Source organism: Mycoplasma testudineum (genome assembly GCF_002245785.1).
Lineage (GTDB): Bacteria > Bacillota_I > Bacilli_A > Mycoplasmatales > Metamycoplasmataceae > Mycoplasmopsis_B > Mycoplasmopsis_B testudinea.
Genome location: NZ_NNCE01000005.1, coordinates 15,656 through 32,764 on the forward strand (window position 1 = coordinate 15,656; position 17,109 = coordinate 32,764).

At 25.8% G+C, this 17,109-nt stretch carries 18 protein-coding genes and 1 other RNA gene; 13 read left to right on the top strand and 6 right to left on the bottom strand.

Annotation, left to right across the window (positions count from 1 at the left end; genetic code table 4):
- A complete protein-coding gene (locus CG473_RS02530; RefSeq protein WP_094254746.1) occupies positions 1 to 888 on the top strand; it encodes an MAGa3780 family membrane protein in 888 nt (295 codons plus the stop codon).
- Positions 889 to 920: 32 nt separating this feature from the next.
- Here the strand turns inward: CG473_RS02530 and pgsA are convergent, their stop codons facing one another.
- From pgsA to rnpB, 3 genes are all read right to left on the bottom strand, one after another.
- Positions 921 to 1,523: a CDP-diacylglycerol--glycerol-3-phosphate 3-phosphatidyltransferase gene (pgsA, locus tag CG473_RS02535; RefSeq protein ID WP_166623195.1), complete on the bottom strand. Its 603-nt coding sequence runs from the start codon at positions 1,521 to 1,523 to the stop codon at positions 921 to 923.
- Complete coding sequence (locus CG473_RS02540) at positions 1,510 to 2,028, bottom strand: MHJ_0274 family protein (protein ID WP_094254748.1); 519 nt, start codon at positions 2,026 to 2,028, stop codon at positions 1,510 to 1,512. The genes pgsA and CG473_RS02540 overlap by 14 nt, the downstream gene beginning before the upstream one ends.
- A gap of 80 nt (positions 2,029 to 2,108) precedes the next feature.
- Positions 2,109 to 2,390, bottom strand: an RNA gene (gene rnpB / locus CG473_RS02545) — RNase P RNA component class B.
- Positions 2,391 to 2,488: 98 nt separating this feature from the next.
- Here rnpB and CG473_RS02550 point away from each other — a divergent pair.
- The 5 genes from CG473_RS02550 to era all read left to right on the top strand — a co-directional run bounded on the left by CG473_RS02550 (position 2,489) and on the right by era (position 6,695).
- Positions 2,489 to 4,525 carry an Mbov_0121 family peptidase domain-containing ABC transporter gene (locus tag CG473_RS02550; protein ID WP_094254749.1) on the top strand — a complete coding sequence of 679 codons (2,037 nt, stop codon included), beginning with the start codon at positions 2,489 to 2,491 and terminating at the stop codon, positions 4,523 to 4,525.
- The gene (locus CG473_RS02555) at positions 4,503 to 4,889 is read left to right on the top strand and encodes an MAG1140 family protein (RefSeq protein ID WP_094254750.1); all 387 of its coding nucleotides are present in this window, start codon (positions 4,503 to 4,505) and stop codon (positions 4,887 to 4,889) included. The genes CG473_RS02550 and CG473_RS02555 overlap by 23 nt, the downstream gene beginning before the upstream one ends.
- A 4-nt stretch (positions 4,890 to 4,893) precedes the next feature.
- Positions 4,894 to 5,346, top strand: a complete 453-nt coding sequence (ybeY, locus tag CG473_RS02560) for an rRNA maturation RNase YbeY (protein ID WP_094254751.1) — start codon at positions 4,894 to 4,896, stop codon at positions 5,344 to 5,346.
- 66 nt (positions 5,347 to 5,412) lie between these two features.
- On the top strand, positions 5,413 to 5,817 hold the full coding sequence (gene cdd, locus CG473_RS02565; RefSeq protein ID WP_341799051.1) for a cytidine deaminase: 405 nt from the start codon (positions 5,413 to 5,415) through the stop codon (positions 5,815 to 5,817).
- A complete protein-coding gene (gene era, locus CG473_RS02570) occupies positions 5,817 to 6,695 on the top strand; it encodes a GTPase Era (RefSeq protein ID WP_094254753.1) in 879 nt (292 codons plus the stop codon). Before cdd ends, era begins: the two co-directional genes overlap by 1 nt.
- On the opposite strand, the gene CG473_RS02575 is transcribed toward era, so the two are convergent.
- Positions 6,692 to 6,910, bottom strand: coding sequence for a Smr/MutS family protein (locus CG473_RS02575; RefSeq protein ID WP_094254754.1), 219 nt, complete (start codon positions 6,908 to 6,910; stop codon positions 6,692 to 6,694). The genes era and CG473_RS02575 overlap by 4 nt on opposite strands.
- A 43-nt stretch (positions 6,911 to 6,953) precedes the next feature.
- Between CG473_RS02575 and CG473_RS02580 the strand changes: the two genes are divergently transcribed.
- The 7 genes from CG473_RS02580 (at position 6,954) to CG473_RS02610 (ending at position 14,854) form a co-directional block, all read left to right on the top strand.
- Entirely contained in the window at positions 6,954 to 7,403 is a 450-nt protein-coding gene (locus CG473_RS02580; RefSeq protein ID WP_166623196.1) for a transcription antitermination factor NusB, read from the top strand.
- Positions 7,378 to 7,839 (top strand): hypothetical protein, encoded by a 462-nt coding sequence (locus tag CG473_RS02585; protein ID WP_094254756.1) that lies wholly within the window; start codon positions 7,378 to 7,380, stop codon positions 7,837 to 7,839. The genes CG473_RS02580 and CG473_RS02585 overlap by 26 nt, the downstream gene beginning before the upstream one ends.
- A complete protein-coding gene (locus CG473_RS02590) occupies positions 7,839 to 8,549 on the top strand; it encodes a TlyA family RNA methyltransferase (protein WP_094254757.1) in 711 nt (236 codons plus the stop codon). The genes CG473_RS02585 and CG473_RS02590 overlap by 1 nt, the downstream gene beginning before the upstream one ends.
- 10 nt (positions 8,550 to 8,559) lie before the next feature.
- Complete coding sequence (locus CG473_RS02595) at positions 8,560 to 9,735, top strand: aminotransferase class V-fold PLP-dependent enzyme (protein WP_094254758.1); 1,176 nt, start codon at positions 8,560 to 8,562, stop codon at positions 9,733 to 9,735.
- The gene (locus CG473_RS02600) at positions 9,725 to 10,174 is read left to right on the top strand and encodes an iron-sulfur cluster assembly scaffold protein (protein ID WP_133509981.1); all 450 of its coding nucleotides are present in this window, start codon (positions 9,725 to 9,727) and stop codon (positions 10,172 to 10,174) included. The genes CG473_RS02595 and CG473_RS02600 overlap by 11 nt, the downstream gene beginning before the upstream one ends.
- A 95-nt stretch (positions 10,175 to 10,269) precedes the next feature.
- Positions 10,270 to 12,195 carry a DNA topoisomerase IV subunit B gene (parE, locus tag CG473_RS02605; protein WP_094254760.1) on the top strand — a complete coding sequence of 642 codons (1,926 nt, stop codon included), beginning with the start codon at positions 10,270 to 10,272 and terminating at the stop codon, positions 12,193 to 12,195.
- Between the two features lie 52 nt (positions 12,196 to 12,247).
- Positions 12,248 to 14,854: a DNA topoisomerase (ATP-hydrolyzing) gene (locus CG473_RS02610; protein WP_425320038.1), complete on the top strand. Its 2,607-nt coding sequence runs from the start codon at positions 12,248 to 12,250 to the stop codon at positions 14,852 to 14,854.
- A 149-nt stretch (positions 14,855 to 15,003) separates the two neighbouring features.
- On the opposite strand, the gene CG473_RS02615 is transcribed toward CG473_RS02610, so the two are convergent.
- Together CG473_RS02615 and CG473_RS02620 are read right to left on the bottom strand one after the other, a co-directional pair.
- A complete protein-coding gene (locus CG473_RS02615; protein WP_094254762.1) occupies positions 15,004 to 16,233 on the bottom strand; it encodes a hypothetical protein in 1,230 nt (409 codons plus the stop codon).
- On the bottom strand, positions 16,217 to 17,104 hold the full coding sequence (locus CG473_RS02620; protein ID WP_094254763.1) for a nucleotidyltransferase family protein: 888 nt from the start codon (positions 17,102 to 17,104) through the stop codon (positions 16,217 to 16,219). Before CG473_RS02620 ends, CG473_RS02615 begins: the two co-directional genes overlap by 17 nt.
- Positions 17,105 to 17,109: the final 5 nt, after the last annotated feature.

A 17,109-nucleotide genomic window follows, 5' to 3' on the forward strand; every position in this document is an offset into this window, starting at 1 on the left:
ATGACTGAAAATAAAAAAATTGATATTGATCAAAAATCAATATGAAAAATCAAAAATAAAAGTGTGAAATGATACGATTATTTAACCTTTATTTTTGGATTATTTTTATTAGCTTGAATCATTTCAGAATTCATTACAAAAACTGAAATAAATCCAGCTAATGAATTACAAGTTGTTATGGGGCAAGCTTCTGATATATTTACATTTACAACGCAATCAAACATTATTTTATCTTTTTCATTAATGTTGATTTCTTTTGTTGAACACAATAAAATTAAGCAAATGTTTTTAGCAAGTTTAATTTGAATAACTGTTACTTTTGTTATTTATTGAGTTTTAATTTCTTGAACTAGACCATGAGGAAATATTCACAGTAGTATTGATTCTATTATTACTCATGCTATTAGTCCGGTAGTTGCAGTTGTTATTTTCTTTGTCAAAAGAAAGGAATTTAAATTAGAATTATTGACAAGATGAATTGTTTCAATCTATTTAGTTATTTACTATTTAATGCTTATAACTGTATTTTTTGCAACACAAAATAACGCAACATTATTAGCTAATTATAATGCAAACGGCGGTGCAAGTCAAACAACATATTTACCTTATGTAATTATTTATGGTTTTGCAAATCCCTATAGACCGTTGTATGTTAATCTTTTAAATGCAACACCATTAAATATCTTTTTAAGAATTATTTTTGCAATAATAATTATTTCATTACTATTTGCTTTACCAATATTATTTACTATGGGATATTTAAAACTTTCAGGAATTAGCTTCCAAAAGTTTATGAAAAAATCAGATAATAAATACTTTAAGTATAAATTGATTTTTAATACACAAGAATCATATTATGAAATGAAGCCTATAAAATTTAAGAAATAAAAAATAACTGTCAAAAAATAGGCAGTTATTTTTTATTTCTTTTTGACAAAAAGATATGGTAGGACAGTTTTAAAATAAAGATATCCTGATAATATTGAAAATACATAGGCAATTATAATTATGATATTTATTAAGAATATATAAAGATCATAATTTAAATTATTTGAAAATTGCAACTCAGAATTTGCTATCGCAACTACAAAGATAATCAATATTCCTGCTGATTGAAAAACTGTTTTTAGTTTGCCTCAAATTGAAGCAGCAATACTAATGTTTTTTGCTGCCATTAAATTTCTGGAACCGTCAACAACTAAATCTCTAATTATAAAAAGTACTACTAAAAAAACATACGTTAAATTTAAAGTGGCAAGAAATATTAGAGTGGTTGTTATCATAATTTTATCTGCTAGTGGATCAAAAAGTTTACCGAATGTACTTACTACTTTTCACTTTCGTGCTAATAAACCGTCTACATAATCGGTTAACATTGCTAAGGCAAAAAATAATAAATTTAAGCTTAAAGCAAGTGTTGTTCCGATTTTGTTTTCCAAAAGCAAAGAAAATAAAATTATAACTGGAATAACAAATATTAATCTAGTTATTGTTAAAAAATTAGGGATATTAGTTTTCTTCAAAATCATATATTTTAGAAATTCTATCTTGAACTTTTTCAACTATTTCAGAATATTTTTCTTCATTAACTATTTTTTGTTCTTCATTTTTAAATCACTTTAAAGTAGACTCAATTTTTTTATCTCAAGAATTACTTCTGATATTTTCTAGTTCCTTAATTTCATTTCACAATCTTAAATATTTATTTTCTGAAAAAAAGAAAAATCGATAAATTTTTTGTTCAATTAATGAATCTAAAAATTTTTTTGTAGCAGTTGTTATCATTCCCATTTTTGCTTTTGTTTTACCATTTTTAAATAAATCAAGCATTTTCTCGTTTTCATTTATAAGTGCAACTACTTCGATGATTAATGTCATATATTTTTCTGCAATTCTCTTGTTTAGAATTTCTTCTTTATTCTTAATTTTTCGGTCAATTAATTTCCCTTTAACAAAACTATAACCAACAAAAGCTAAAACAAGAAAGACTAGCAAACCAATAATTATATATAATGCAATTTCATTCATTAATACCTCTTTTATTAAATAATTTTATTCTAAAAATCAATATTAAGCATTAAAAAAAGCACAACAAGTTGTGCCTTTGCATCTATAAGCCGCTTTTTGTACATATTAAATATGTGTCAATTATTTATCTAAAATTTTCATTTTCCTAATAGACATTCAATTCTGACTATTTAGGTTCCCCTACCATAATTTGGGTTTCTAGCTTGCGGAGTTTACCGCGTTTCACATTTCTCGTCTCTGTGGCACTTGTCGTCAAGTCACCTTGCTAGGATTTATTTGATCCTACACAAACACTACGAGCATCGCAGCTCGTGCTAGAGCGGACTTTCCTCTAGTTAATTAACCAGCAATTGACCGATGCAAAGTCAATTATGCAATAAAAATATAATTACTTAAAAAACTTATTAAATAAAAATTTATGTACTTTTTCGTTTAAGGAAGATTTTTTGCATTATTAATTGTGGAAATAAAATTACAAGAAGATGTTAGAGACTGTGGTTTGTCAATAATTGAAAGTTTTTATCAATACTATTACGGTTCTGAAATTGATGTTAATTTACTTAAATATCAGGTTAACTACGGCAGTCAAGGAATTAGTGTTAGCGAAATAAAAAATTTAGCCCAAAAATACGGGATAGATTTTGAATCATACAAAGTATCTTTCGAAGACTTACTTTCTATTAAAAATAATGAAAAATATGTTGCCATAATCAATAATAATGGTTTGCAACACTATGTGATAGTAGTTCATAGAAGTTCGAAAAAAATTATTTATTTAGATCCTTTTTTAGGCAAACAAAAAGTTACTTACAATGAATTTTCAAAAATTTTCTTAAACGTAATCTTAAGTGTTGAAAAAGGAACCATAAAAGACATCTCTCATAAAATTAGTACAAATATTTTTGAATCAATTGGACATAGTAAATGAAGTTTATTAGTTTTTTTAAGCATTATGTTAGGGATTGCACTCACATTTATTTCCAGTTTCTTTATGAAGATACTGTTTGACAATATATATGTTTTGAACAATTTAAATAAATTACTAACAATAGGAATAATTTTTAGTTGAATAATTGTAAATAAACTGTTAAATGATTTTTTAAAAAATTATTTAGTAATCAAAATCCAAAACAAAATCGAGATAGAAATAAGCGAAAACTTTTTTAGAAAAATATTGGAAATTGAAATTCAGGATTTCACAAAACTTAATTATTATGATTACTTAAGAAGATCAGGACTTATATCTCAAATTGCAGAATTTAAATCTAAATTTCTATTTAGTATTGTTAATGAACTATTTACATTAACAATTTCAACTATATTTTTATTTTTTATAAGCTATAAGTTATTTTTGATAACAGTAATTGCAACACTAGTTATGTTTGTAATTTCTATTTCTTTTCAACATTTGTATCTATTGAAATATAAAAAAGTATTAAGTGATTCAATGTTGTTTAGTACAAACTCAAATGATTTAATTTTTAGTAAAAAGCAAGCTTTAAACAATAATTCAAAAAAATATTTTTTAAGAAGATGAAAAATGAGTCAGCTTGCTTCGGAAAGTAGTCAATATAATTTTGTAAAAATGAACTTGTCAAAAACATTCATTATGAATTTTGTAACAAATATTTCTCCAATTTTAATCGGAATTGTCGGGGTATACCTTTTTAGTAATTCTGAAATCACAATTGGTAATTTATTAATGTATTTAAGTTTATTTAATTTCTTTAGCAGTCCCTTTTTGAGTTTTAGTGAGTTAATAACAAAACTACCTCTAATAAAGAAAAATATTGCTTTGCTCAATTTCGTACATAACTTTAAAACAAATGGTACTGAAAATAATTACTTGGAAGTCCAAAAAATTAAAAAAATACAGTTCAAAAATTTTTCATTTGGTTATGAAAAAGATAAGGAAATTTTAAATATTAAAAATTTATCAATTAATAGTTCTATTAGACTTAGCGGATATAACGGAAGCGGCAAATCAACACTTTTAGATATAATTTCGGGTCATTATCCACGAGCGGAATTTTTTATAAATGATTCGAATTTTATTCATTTGAATATCGAAAAATATAGAGATAAAATTTTTTACATATTTCCAAACTATTTTTTTAATAATGCAAGTGCCTTTGAATTTATTACATTTTCAAATCCTGAGTACATTCAAACATTAAAAGATAATCTCGAAAAATTTGATTTATTAGACATGTTATCTAACCTTAGGTTAGATTTAAAAACAAGTTTGGAAAATAATGCAGTTTATTTATCCAGCGGGCAAAAACAAACAATAATTTTATTAAGACTTTTTACAAGAAAATTTGATTTGATTTTATTGGACGAAGCATTTGAAAATATTGATGTTGAAAATGTTAAAAAATTAAAGAGTGCAATTTTAAGCTATCAAAATGAAGCACTATTCATTGAAATATCACATAATAAAAATTTTGTAACTGAAGGAAAAGAGATAGATCTTGAAAAAATTAGTAAAACCTAGTGGAATATTTATTTTATTATCAATTATTTTTTTTACTATCTCTGGGGCTGGAATTTACTTTTTATCTAACCAAACTATTAGTACAAGAATTCAAACAAATTTGGAGGTAGATAAAAATAATACACAAAAGCTTATTGCAAATTCAGATTTAGCTTACAAATTGAGTGAAAACCAAATAATCTATGTACATATAAATAGCGAAGTAAACGAATATAAAATTAAAAAAATAAAATTTACTGAAATGAATAAATTTGAAATTGATATTGAATCATTCAAGTCATCTACGCCTCTATTACCTAATTCTCTAATAGCCGTAAGTTTAGAATTAGATTTCAAAAAAATTTATGAGCTTTTTGTAAAATAAAAGAATGAAATTTATCAACATTGAAAACCAAACGGAACATATTTTTTTATTTGAAGAATTATTTGAAGAAATTCTAAAAAAACTACAATCAAAATTAAATGTGAAAAAACCTTTTCAAGTTGATGTACTTTTAAGTGAAGAAAATACCGTAAGAAAATTGAATAATAAATATAGAGGCAAAAATAAAACTACCGACATTCTTTCATTTCCATTTGCTGATCATGATTTTTTTAATTTTTTAGATTTTATTCCGCTAGGACAAATTGTATTTGATGTTAATAAAGTTATAGAGCAATCCCTTGAATTTAATCATAGTCTTAAAAGAGAATTCTCTTATCTTTTTGCACATGGAATTTTACATCTTAATGGTTTTGATCATCTAAATGAAAAAGATGAAAACCAAATGAATAATCTTTGCGAAGAGATTATGGATGAACTATCAATTTTTCGCACTTAATATTTAAAAGATTCACTAAATTATTCAATTGAAGATATATTAAACAAAACTAAGTATAATTTTCAAATGACAATGTACGAAGAATTAAAAAAATTATTAGATAAATCATATTCTCCTTATTCAAATTTCCCTGTAGCGGCAATTGTAATAGATGAAAATGAGAATAAATATTATGGTGTAAATGTTGAAAATGCAGCATATCCTTCTGGTTTATGTGCAGAAAGATCTGCAATGTTTGGTGGAGTTGCATACGGTTTAAAAGTCGGAACTATCACAGAAATAAATGTAATTAGTAAAAATAATGAACCTATTTCACCTTGCGGTGCTTGTAGACAAGTTATTACTGAATTTGTAAAAGATCAAAATTCAGTAATAAATTTGTTTTCTTATGATGGTAAAAAAATTAATAAATTTAAAATTAAAGAATTGATTCCATTACCAGTTGTAGCTTCAGATATTAAAGGGAATTAATGAAAATATTATTTACTAGTATAATCGGTAGGCCAAATACTGGAAAAAGTAGTTTGCTAAATCAAATTCTTAATTATGATTTGTCAATTGTTAGCAAAAAACCACAAGCTACTCGTAATAATGTCACTGGGATTTACACAGATGAAACACATCAAATTATTTTCACAGATACACCCGGAATCCACAAACCTCAATCAAAACTTGGTGAACATTTGAATAATCAGGCGGTTTCTTCATTGATTGACATTGATTTAGCTATTTTTCTGTCTCCAGCAAACGAAAAAATAGGACCTGGAGATAAATTAATTATCTCTTATCTACAAAGCGTAAAAAATAAAATTGCTGTAATGACAAAAGTTGATTTAGAAACAAATGTTGACATTTTGTCACAAAAAGCAAATGAATTAAAACAACTTGGTTTTAAAGATGTTTTTGCAATTTCACTAAAAGATAATAATTCTATAACCCAATTAATTGAAGAGATAAAAAGTTATTCCTACGAAGGTGAAGTTCAATATCCAGAAGATTATTTTACTGACGTAAGTGAAAAATTTATTGCTAGAGAAACAATTAGAGAAGAAACAATTGCACTTTTACATGATGAAATACCTCATTCAATTTCCATTGATATTACAGAATTTAAAGACAACTATCAAGAAGAAAGACTGATTAAAATATACGCTAACATATACGTAAAAAAAGAGAGTCAAAAAGGGATTTTGATTGGAAAAAATGGTTCAATGATTAAACAAATAGGAATTGCTTCAAGAAAGGCAATCTCAGATAAGCTTGATTCAAAAGTTGAATTATATCTAAAAGTTAAAACTAATAAAAATTGAATAAATGATGAAAATGAAATAAAAAAATTGGGTTATTAGTAATTATAAACTGTAAATCCTGAACTATCACTTCAAACGCTGAATTCAATATCTTCTTTAGAAAGATAATCATATACAAAAGTAAAAAGTACCCCGGATCCTTTGCCAGTAATTATTTGTAATTGATCATAATGTGAATTAAAAAATTGATAAAGAATTGATGTTATTCTTGCCGCTGCTTGATTCTCGCTAAATCCGTGTAAATCTAAATACATAAATATATTATGCTTTATTTATTTTATGATTTATGATATACACATGAAGAATTTTATTGAAGGTGAAATTAAATATTTTAAATGACAAGATGCAAGAGTAAAAAGATATTTTGTTATTTCGGTAATTTATAGATATTACTTGCTTGAGCAACAGCCTACAATACAAGAAATAATTGATGTTTATGATCCACATGAAAATGAACTTAAGTTAATTGAGTTCTTTTTTAAAACTAAATCACAGCTCGAAAAAATGATTTATCCATTTTTGAAAAATTCATGAAATTGAAATTCAATGCTTCCAATTTTAAAATCAATCATTGTATATTCAATACTTGAAATAAAATTATTTAAGAGACATCAAATCGTTATTTCAGAAGCGCTTGAGATATCAAAATCATTATTAACTGAAAAAGAAGCTAAATTCGTGAACGCAATTTTAGATAGTTTTGTAAAAGCATCGGAAACATATGTTAAGCAAAAAAGCTATAGTTAAAGAGTATAAAAAAAATTTTGATTTAAAAAAATACAAACACGAAATAAAAAAAAATTTACAATTTTCAATTTCTTATGCATTAAGTTTTTTTTGTAACAAAAGAACACCTGTAAGTGTATATGCAACTATCGAAAGTTATTTTTTGCATTATCAATTGAGCGATTGTGATGATGAATCATATATTAACTCAATTTTTAAATTATTCCTCTTAAATCTGAATCCCAATTTTGCTAATAATAAATGAGATAGTTTTATTAAATTTATATTTTTAAGAGTAAAACAAATAAATATGGGAGAAAGCAAAAATAAGTTTAAATCAGAAGAGTGACTAAAGTACTCTACACAAATTAGAAATGCCTACTCTGAATTCATAACTAATTTTGATCATAGTGACAAATTAAATAATGCTTTAAGAAAATTTTTGGGAGAATTCTAATGAAATTGTTTGACGAATTAGTTAAAAGAGGATTCACCGAATTTGAAGCAAGAGGCTTAATTTTGGCAAAAAAAGTAAGGGTTAATAATGAATATCAAATGTCATTAAATTACAAAATAAACGACAATGATAATATTCAAATTAAAACTACGAGAAAATATGTATCTCGTGGCGCACTAAAGTTAAAAGAAATTCTTGAAATAAATAATATTAATTTCGCTGACAAAACAATACTTGATGTTGGTTCGTCAACAGGCGGGTTCACACAATTGGCTTTAGAATATAATGCTAAACATGTTTTTGCACTTGATGTAGGAACTAACCAATTAGATTATTCTTTGCGAATTGACAAAAGAGTAACTTCAATTGAAAAAACTAATTTTAAATTGCTAGATAGTCTTAATTTATTACCGAAAATAGACATTATTATGGCTGATGTATCATTTATTAGCATTTATTATTTAATTGATATTGTGAAAAAATATAATCATATTAGAAATTTAATTTTACTATTTAAACCACAATTTGAAGCACCAAAAGAAATGGTTGGCCAAAACGGATATGTGGATGAATCGTTGCATCCAGAATTATTGAAAAAATTTGAACAATATTTGCAAACACACGGCTATGATAAAATTAAAATATTCGAAAGTAAATTAAAAGGGAAAAAATCAAATAACCAGGAGTATTTTTTTATTATCGGTTTTTAAGGAGAGGATTGTGAATCAAATAAAGTCAAAAAATGATTTAAGAAAATTATTTCCAATGGCAAGTAAAATAATTTACTTTGATAATGCTGCTGCTGCACTTAAACCCAAAAATGTTATTGAAGAAACTTCCAATTATTATTTAAATTTAGGTATTAGTAACAGAACTATAGAAACAGAAATAGGATTTAGAGTTCAAGAAAAAATTGATTTATTAAGAAAGAAAATTTTGAATCTAGTTGGTGTTAGTCAAAAATCTCATTCAGTAATTTTTACAAGCGGTACAACGGAATCATTAAATCTTATATCTGAGATGATTTCCAAATTATTGACACCTAACGATGAAGTCATAATTTCTAATAGCAACCATGCTTCTAATATTATTCCGTGAGTATACAATTCAAAAAAACTTGGTTTCAAAATTATTTCTAGTTCAACAATAGTAGATCAAATTAGTGATAAAACCAAAGTGATTTCAATCGGCCAACAAACTAATAATTTTGAAAATGAATTTGATTTTTTTGAACTTGTAAATATTTGCAAAAAAAGAAAAATAATTCTTATAAATGATGCTGCTCAAGCAATTATACATGGTACAGTTAGTGCCAATGATTCTACAGCATTAGCATTTAGTGCTAATAAATTATATGGACCAACAGGTTTGGGTTTTTTAGTTGTTGAAAACAATTTTCTATCCAATTTAACACCTTCAAAATACGGTGGCGGAACGGTTAAAGATATGTGAAATAATTCTGCAATTAATTTTGATCTTATAACTGATTATCGTGCTTTTGAACCTGGCACACTTAACATTGCGGGAATTTTTGGAATGGTTGCAGCAATGGAATTTTTTGAAAGTATTGACCATAAACACTTTTTAACCGAAATGGAAGATATTTCTAATTATATTTTTGAAAACTTAAGTAAATTGGAAAATTGAAATGTTTACCGCTCTAAAAGTAAAGCCATTATTATGGCTTCATTAAAGGGTGTTCATTCTCAAGATATTGCAACGTATTTAGGTAAAAGAAATATATACGTAAGACATGGCAAATTTTGTGCCCATTTAAATTTTTTGAATCAAGAAGATTCATTCATCAGAATTTCATTGGGAATATATAACACAATGGAAGAAGCCAAAATCTTAATTGAAACATTAAAAAAAGGTGGTGATTTTTTTGAATACTAAAGTTATAGATTTAAATGTAAGAAGAAAAATCGTTATGGAAAACTATAGAAAGTGTGATATTTATAATGACACACTTAAATCTGAAAATTCTGATTATTTGCACTCGAACACTTGTGCAGATGCTTTTTACATTAACATTAAAATAAATAATGAGCGTATTGAAAGCACACATTTAAATCATAATGGCTGTGCCATTTTTAAAGCTTCATCATGTATGTATCTAAGTATGATTCAGAAGATGACAATTTCTGAATTAAAAATATTTAACGATAATTATAAACAGTTGATTAGTGGAAAAAAATATGATGAAAAGTTAATGAAAGATTTATATGTTTTCGATAATGTTAAAGAACATTTAAATAGAATTACGTGTGCTTCATTAATAAGTGAGTATATTGACAATTTTTTGGAAATAAATAATGATGATTTGAATGGTTAGGTACTTAAATTTTCGTAAGCAATAAATATTTTAAATTAATTATTTTCTATCGATATTAATTATTAAAAGGTAATTACTTATTTATAATAAAAATCATGAACACATATTCAGTAGCAAATTTAAAACAATTAAATGGTTTAGATGCAGTTAGAAAACGTCCGGGGATGTACATCGGTTCTACAGATTCAAGAGGAATGCATCACTTAGTTTGAGAAATTTTTGACAATTCCGTAGATGAAGTTTTAGCTAAGTATGCAAAAAAAATAAAAGTAACTTTAACTAAAGAAAATTCAATTATTGTAGAAGATGATGGAAGAGGTATACCTGTTGAAAAACATAGTACCGGATTAAGCGGAGTAGAATTAGTTTTTACCGAATTACACGCAGGTGGTAAATTTGGAGATGGGGCATATAAAACAGCAGGTGGATTACATGGTGTTGGCGCAAGTGTAGTTAATGCTTTAAGTAATTTTGTCAAGGTTTGAGTTTATAAAGACGGTAAAGAGTATTTTACCGAATTTATAGATGGCGGAAAAATTAAAACTAAAACAAAAGTTGTTGGTTCAACATCAAAACAAGGCACAAAAGTAGAATTTCAACCAAATGAAATAATTTTTAAAAAAGCAGTTTTTAATTTTGATTTAATAAGTGAACGCTTTCAAGAAGCAGCTTTTTTAAATAGTGAATTAGAAATAATTTTGAAAAATGAAATTAATAGTGAAATTAAAAAATTTAAGTATTCAAATGGTCTTGTTGCATTTATAGAATTTATAAATGCATCTAAAAAGAAAGCTACTGATATTATTTCGTTTAAAAGTGATGCTTCAGATATTGAAGTTGATTGGGCTTTCCAATACACTAACGATTATAGTGAAACAATCGTTTCGTTTGTAAATAACATCAAAACAAGAGATGGTGGAGTGCATGTAACTGCATTCAAAACAGCTTTTACGAGAATTATCAATGATTGAGCTTTTGAAAGAAAATTAATAAAATCAAAATCATTTTTTGATGGTGAAGATATACGAGAAGGTCTTTCTACTGTTTTATCTTTGAAAGTACCTGAAAATATTCTAGAATTTGTAGGTCAAACAAAAGATAAATTAGGAACACCTGAAGCAAAGTTAGTTGTCGAAGATTTCATAATAAATTCAACAAGAAAATGGCTTAATGAAAATGCCAAAGAAGCTGAAAGAATTATTCAAAAAATCAAAAAAGCCTATGATTCAAGAATGGCAGCTAGAAAAGCTAGAAAAGAATCAAGAACTTTAAAAAATAAAATGAAAGAAAAGCAAATTCTTTCAGGTAAATTGACTCCAGCACAAAGTAATAATCCCGTTGAAAAAGAAATTTTTTTAGTTGAAGGAGATTCAGCTGGCGGGTCAGCAAAAAGTGGAAGAGATAGAAAATATCAAGCAATTCTTCCCTTACGTGGAAAAGTAATAAATACCGAAAGAGCTAGATTGATTGACATATTAAAAAATGAAGAAATTGCCACAATAATCAACACGTTAAATTGTGGTATAGGTGAAGATTTTAATATTAATAATTTACAATATCACAAAATTATAATTATGACAGATGCCGATACAGATGGAGCGCATATACAAGTTTTATTACTTACTTTCTTTTTTAGATACATGAGAAAATTGATTGACAATGGCCATGTATACATTGCTTTACCACCACTTTTCAAGATAACCTACAAAGATTCTAAAAAATCAGTAAAATATGCTTTTGATGAATCTGAACTTAAAGAATTAACTGTAAATAAAAGTTATGAATTACAACGTTATAAAGGTTTGGGTGAAATGAATGCTGAACAATTATGAGAAACTACAATGGACCCTCAAAACCGTTCGTTAATAAAAGTAACTTTGGAAGATATTGCCATAATCGAAAGAAGAGTTTCGACTTTAATGGGTGATAATGTTGATTTACGTAAAGAATGAATTAGTAAAAATGTCAATTTTAATAATGAAGATGATTTTAAAATCGAAGTAAGCGGTAATAATGTCTAAAAAAAATGCAGTAAATAACGAAGAATTTTTAATTCAAAATCTTGACGAAATAATGTCTGAACGTTTTGGGAAATATTCTAAATATATTATCCAAGAAAGAGCATTGCCCGATTCAAGAGATGGTCTTAAGCCGGTACAACGAAGAATTTTATATTCTATGCATGCTTTGAAATTGCATAATCAAAATCCATATAAAAAATCAGCCAGAGTTGTTGGTGATGTTATCGGAAAATACCACCCACATGGTGATACTTCGATTTATGATGCAATGATTAGAATGGCACAAGATTGAAAAATGGCAATGCCGTTAGTTCAGATGCACGGTAATGTTGGTTCAATTGATGATGATCCTGCTGCTGCTATGAGATATACTGAAAGTAGATTAGCAGCTATTTCAGATTTAATGCTTGAAGGTATTGACAAAGGGATTGTAAAATTTGCTCCTAATTTTGATGATACCGAAACTGAACCTACTGTTTTACCTGCCTTTTTTCCTAATTTATTAGTGAATGGATCTAAAGGAATAGCTTCTGGATTTGCAACAGAAATGCCTCCTCACAATTTAGTTGAAGTATTAAATGCCGCAATTGCCAAAATTAAAAATCAAAATTTGACAATTCAAACATTGATGAAATATATTAAAGGACCTGATTTTCCAACTGGGGGAATAATACATGGAAATAGCGAAATTGAAAAAGCCTTTGAAACTGGTAGAGGTAAAATTGTTTTAAGTTCAAAATATGAAATCATCAAAAATTCAAAAGAACATTATATTTCTATTACTCAAATTCCATACGGCGTTGTTAAATCAAAATTAGTTTTTAGTATTGATGAATTATTATTGAAACATAAATTAGCTGGTGTCAAAGAAGTTCTTGATGCAAGTGATAGAAATGGAATTGATATTCACATCAAATTAGAAAAAGATGCCGATCCTGATTCGATAATGAAATTTTTAATTTCAAAAACAGAGTTGCAAATTTATTACAATTATAATAATATTGCGATTGACAATGGTTTTCCTACATTAATGAATTTGAATGCACTTTTAGGTAGTTATTTAGACCATTTTGCAGAAATTAATACTTCAATAATTAAATACGATTTAGATAAATCTGAAAAAAGACTAGAAATAGTTGAAGGATTTATAAAAGTAGCGTCTATTACTGACAAAGTAATTAAAATAATCAGACAAAGTGAAAATGGTAAAAAAGGTGTAATCGAAAACCTTCAATCTAATTTTGATTTTACCCTTAGGCAATCTACATCAATAGCAGAAATGCAACTTTATAGATTGAGTCAAACAGATTTTCTTTCATTCCAAGGTGAAAGAGATCAATTGATTTTAAAAAATCAGGAATTAAAATTACTTTTATCAGATGAAAATGAATTCAGAAAACATTTGATTAAAATTTTAAAAGAAATAATTAAAAAATATGGTGTCGAGCGAAAAACAATTTTAATAGATGATGATTTAGATAAAAGTTACAATATCGAAAATTTAATAGAAGTTGAAAATGTCAATGTAATAATTACTGCAAATTCATATATATCTAGAGTAAGTTCAAAAATTTATCAATCTAATAGTTTTGATACCTTACCTTTAAATGATGATGATTATATTAAATTTGATTTAAATGCCAATACAAAGCAAAAATTATTAATTCTAACAAACAAAGGTAATTATATTTTGATACCTGTTTATAGACTTAAATCCTTAAAATGAAAAGAACCTGGTCAACATATAAGTGAGTTTGACTATTTAGATAATGATGAAAAAATAATTAATGTCTTAGTTATGAATGAAATAAATAATACTCAAGGATTCATTTATTTTGTAACTAAATCCGGAATGGGTAAGCGTTCATTAATAAGTGATTTTGAAACCAACAGATTTGGTAAAAAAATAAAAGCAATTACTTTAAAAAAGGGAGATACATTAGTTAGTTCATCAACTTCATTTGGGAACGGAATTATTTTAATTTTTACTTCGGCAGACACAGCATTAAAATTATCAGAAACTGAATTACCAATTTTAAAGTTAAGTGGGCAAGGGAATATAATTGCTAAATTATCTCCTGATGAAGAAGTTAATTTTGCGTTCATAATGCTAAAAAGTCAATCAGCAATTTTAATATCTAATAGAAATTTCTATTTGCCAATTAAAATTAATGATTTCAAATTTAATAACCGAAACACTAAAGGACAAAAATATTTTGAACAAACCAAGAAAAATAATCATACAGTTATTGATGCTGCTATATTTGAAAACAATGAACAAGTTATGTTAGTTGAGCCAAATAATGTTTCACAATTTAACTGGACTCTAGCATTAAAAAAAGATGATCAAAAAATGTTTTTATCTTTAGGTAAAAATGTCAATAATGTATTGGTAAAAAGAGAAAATATTTTCTTACCATTATCAACAAACTATCAAGAAAATATTAATGAAGTTAAACAATCGGAAGTTTCAACATCTTTACCTCAAAAGGAAATTGAAATAACACTTGAAGCTCCTGAAAATAAAACAATTGCTAAACCGAATATTAAAAAGGATAGACCAATTAAAGATATTGAAGTCGACATTGATAAAGCATTTGAAAAATTCCAAAAGCTAGATATTGAAGCAATCTTAAATAGAGATAAGAAAAAAAAATAATGAAGCATTAATTATAAATTTAAATAAGAATTTAAGTAAAACCTATTTTTTTATTACTAAATGATAACTTCTCAAAATTAACGGTCTTAGTAGAAAGGGCCGTTAATTTTTGTTACTACATATTTTGGTTGATGGCACAATAACACTATTTACTTGTTATGCTTTATTTTTAATATTTGAGTATTATCCAATTTATTCTTTTTAAGAATGTGTCTATTTACATATACCTGGTTGAAAACAAGTAATGTAATAGCTAATGTTTGAACATTAATTTGTATATTTGCTTTGTATATCATTTCATTAGCTGCTTTTGTATTATGAGCAAAGTCATTTCTAATTGCTGCACTTTCGTCATATATTTTTTGCGCTAAAAAGTATCTTAAAACCAATCTGAATTCATTATCAAATATTTTATTTCATTTTTTAGGATGCATTTTGATTAGAAAATCATTTAAATTTATAGATTTTGATTGTTCTTTGTAATTTTGTTCGTTTTCACGAATTAAAAAAGACACATTTCTCATTAAACTTTCAATTATTTGTGTGGCACGAGTTACTCTTGTGTACCCAAGATCTTTTCACTCTTCTGGACTAGTTTTTTGAGTTAGCATTTTTAAAAAATTTCTTAAATACCCAACTAATTGACTTGATAAAGAATTAACATCTTTTGAATAATATTTATTAGGAAAATATATTTCTAATTTTTTACTCATTGCTTCAATAGTATTTATAAATTTAGTAAATGTTTGTTCACTTATTAAAACTTCCTCGTTTATAAAATCTTCAATAATTTCTAAAGTCTTATCTAAATGATTGACTCTTTCAAGTGTAAAAAAGTCTTCCATATGTGCAATAAAGTCTTCGTTATTTATTATTTCTCCATCCAAAGAAAATTTGTGTTTTCATTCAATTACTTTATCGTTTAATTTATCACTACTTAAATTATGAGTCAGACTTATAATGGTTGCAAATTCCTTTGTTATTTCAGAATCATTATCAAGTTGCTTAGAATTATCAGATTCCAAAATTAAATTTGCATTTTCAATTGCCAATGAAGAAATTTTACTTTGTTCATAGTCTCAAATTAAATTATTCAATTTTAAAATTTTATTTTGTAACTTATCAATGTTTTCGTTTATTTTTTTATTTTCTTCAGAAATAATTTTAAAATCTTTGTCGAATTTTTTAAATTGAGAATTTAGATTTTTTTCAATTAAAATTATTTGATTTTGAACATCTTTTATTTTTATTCACTTATCCGTTAATCTTTCACTTTTATCTACTAATTCTATGCTTTTATTAACCTTATTTTTATCATTGAATTTATAATTTGTTTTTTTACCGCTATATTTACTTTTTTTATTATTTTCTATGCTCACAAATGTCCCCTTTGATGTTTTTTACAAAAGCTACTACAGCACGCCTAATATTTGATTTACTTCTATTTTTAGAACTGCACTTATTTAAAAAAGTTTCATAATCTGGTTCTAAACAATATTTTTTGAATAAATTACATATCTCTCGTGAGTAGTGCAAATTTGATGTGAAATTATTTTCGTTATCATTAATAATTTTACTTTGTAATAGTAAAAAATTATTAAAATCGTTTTGAAGTACATTATTTGTTTTCAAAAATTTTTCTGGAACATAATCTAAATAATTTTGATTTGATTTCATTAAAAATCTAATGTAAGTTGCACTTGCAATATTTTCATTTGCAGATAAACTATTGTATTCAATTTTTCTTTTAATTACAATTGGATGTACATTTAGTTTTTGATTAAAAATTTCTTTAAGATATTCAATGGCCAATATATCATTGGACCCCAAATTTAAACCAAGCAATTCATTAACTATTCGAGCATATGATTTTGTAAAATTATTTTTCACCTCTAATTTCGCTAATTGTGCTGCATACATATTCAATTTTTTAATGTCACCTAATTCCGAACCAAAACATATGTGGCTAATATTGTGTTTTTTAAATTCACTAATAATATATTTAGCAAAGTAAGGTGCAGCTTGTATGGTATAACTAGTTTTCAATTTAACGATTTCATGAGCTCCGTATTTCAGTGCTAACCTTCTTTTTTCTTCAAACGGAATAACAGAACTTGAGCCTCTTTGAGTATAACTTGCGGATAAAAAAATTACAATTCTTGCATTTGGATAATTTATTTTTAGATAATCAAGTTGAAATTTATGTCCATTATGAAATGGATTGTACTCGGCTATTATTGCAATATTCATTTTTT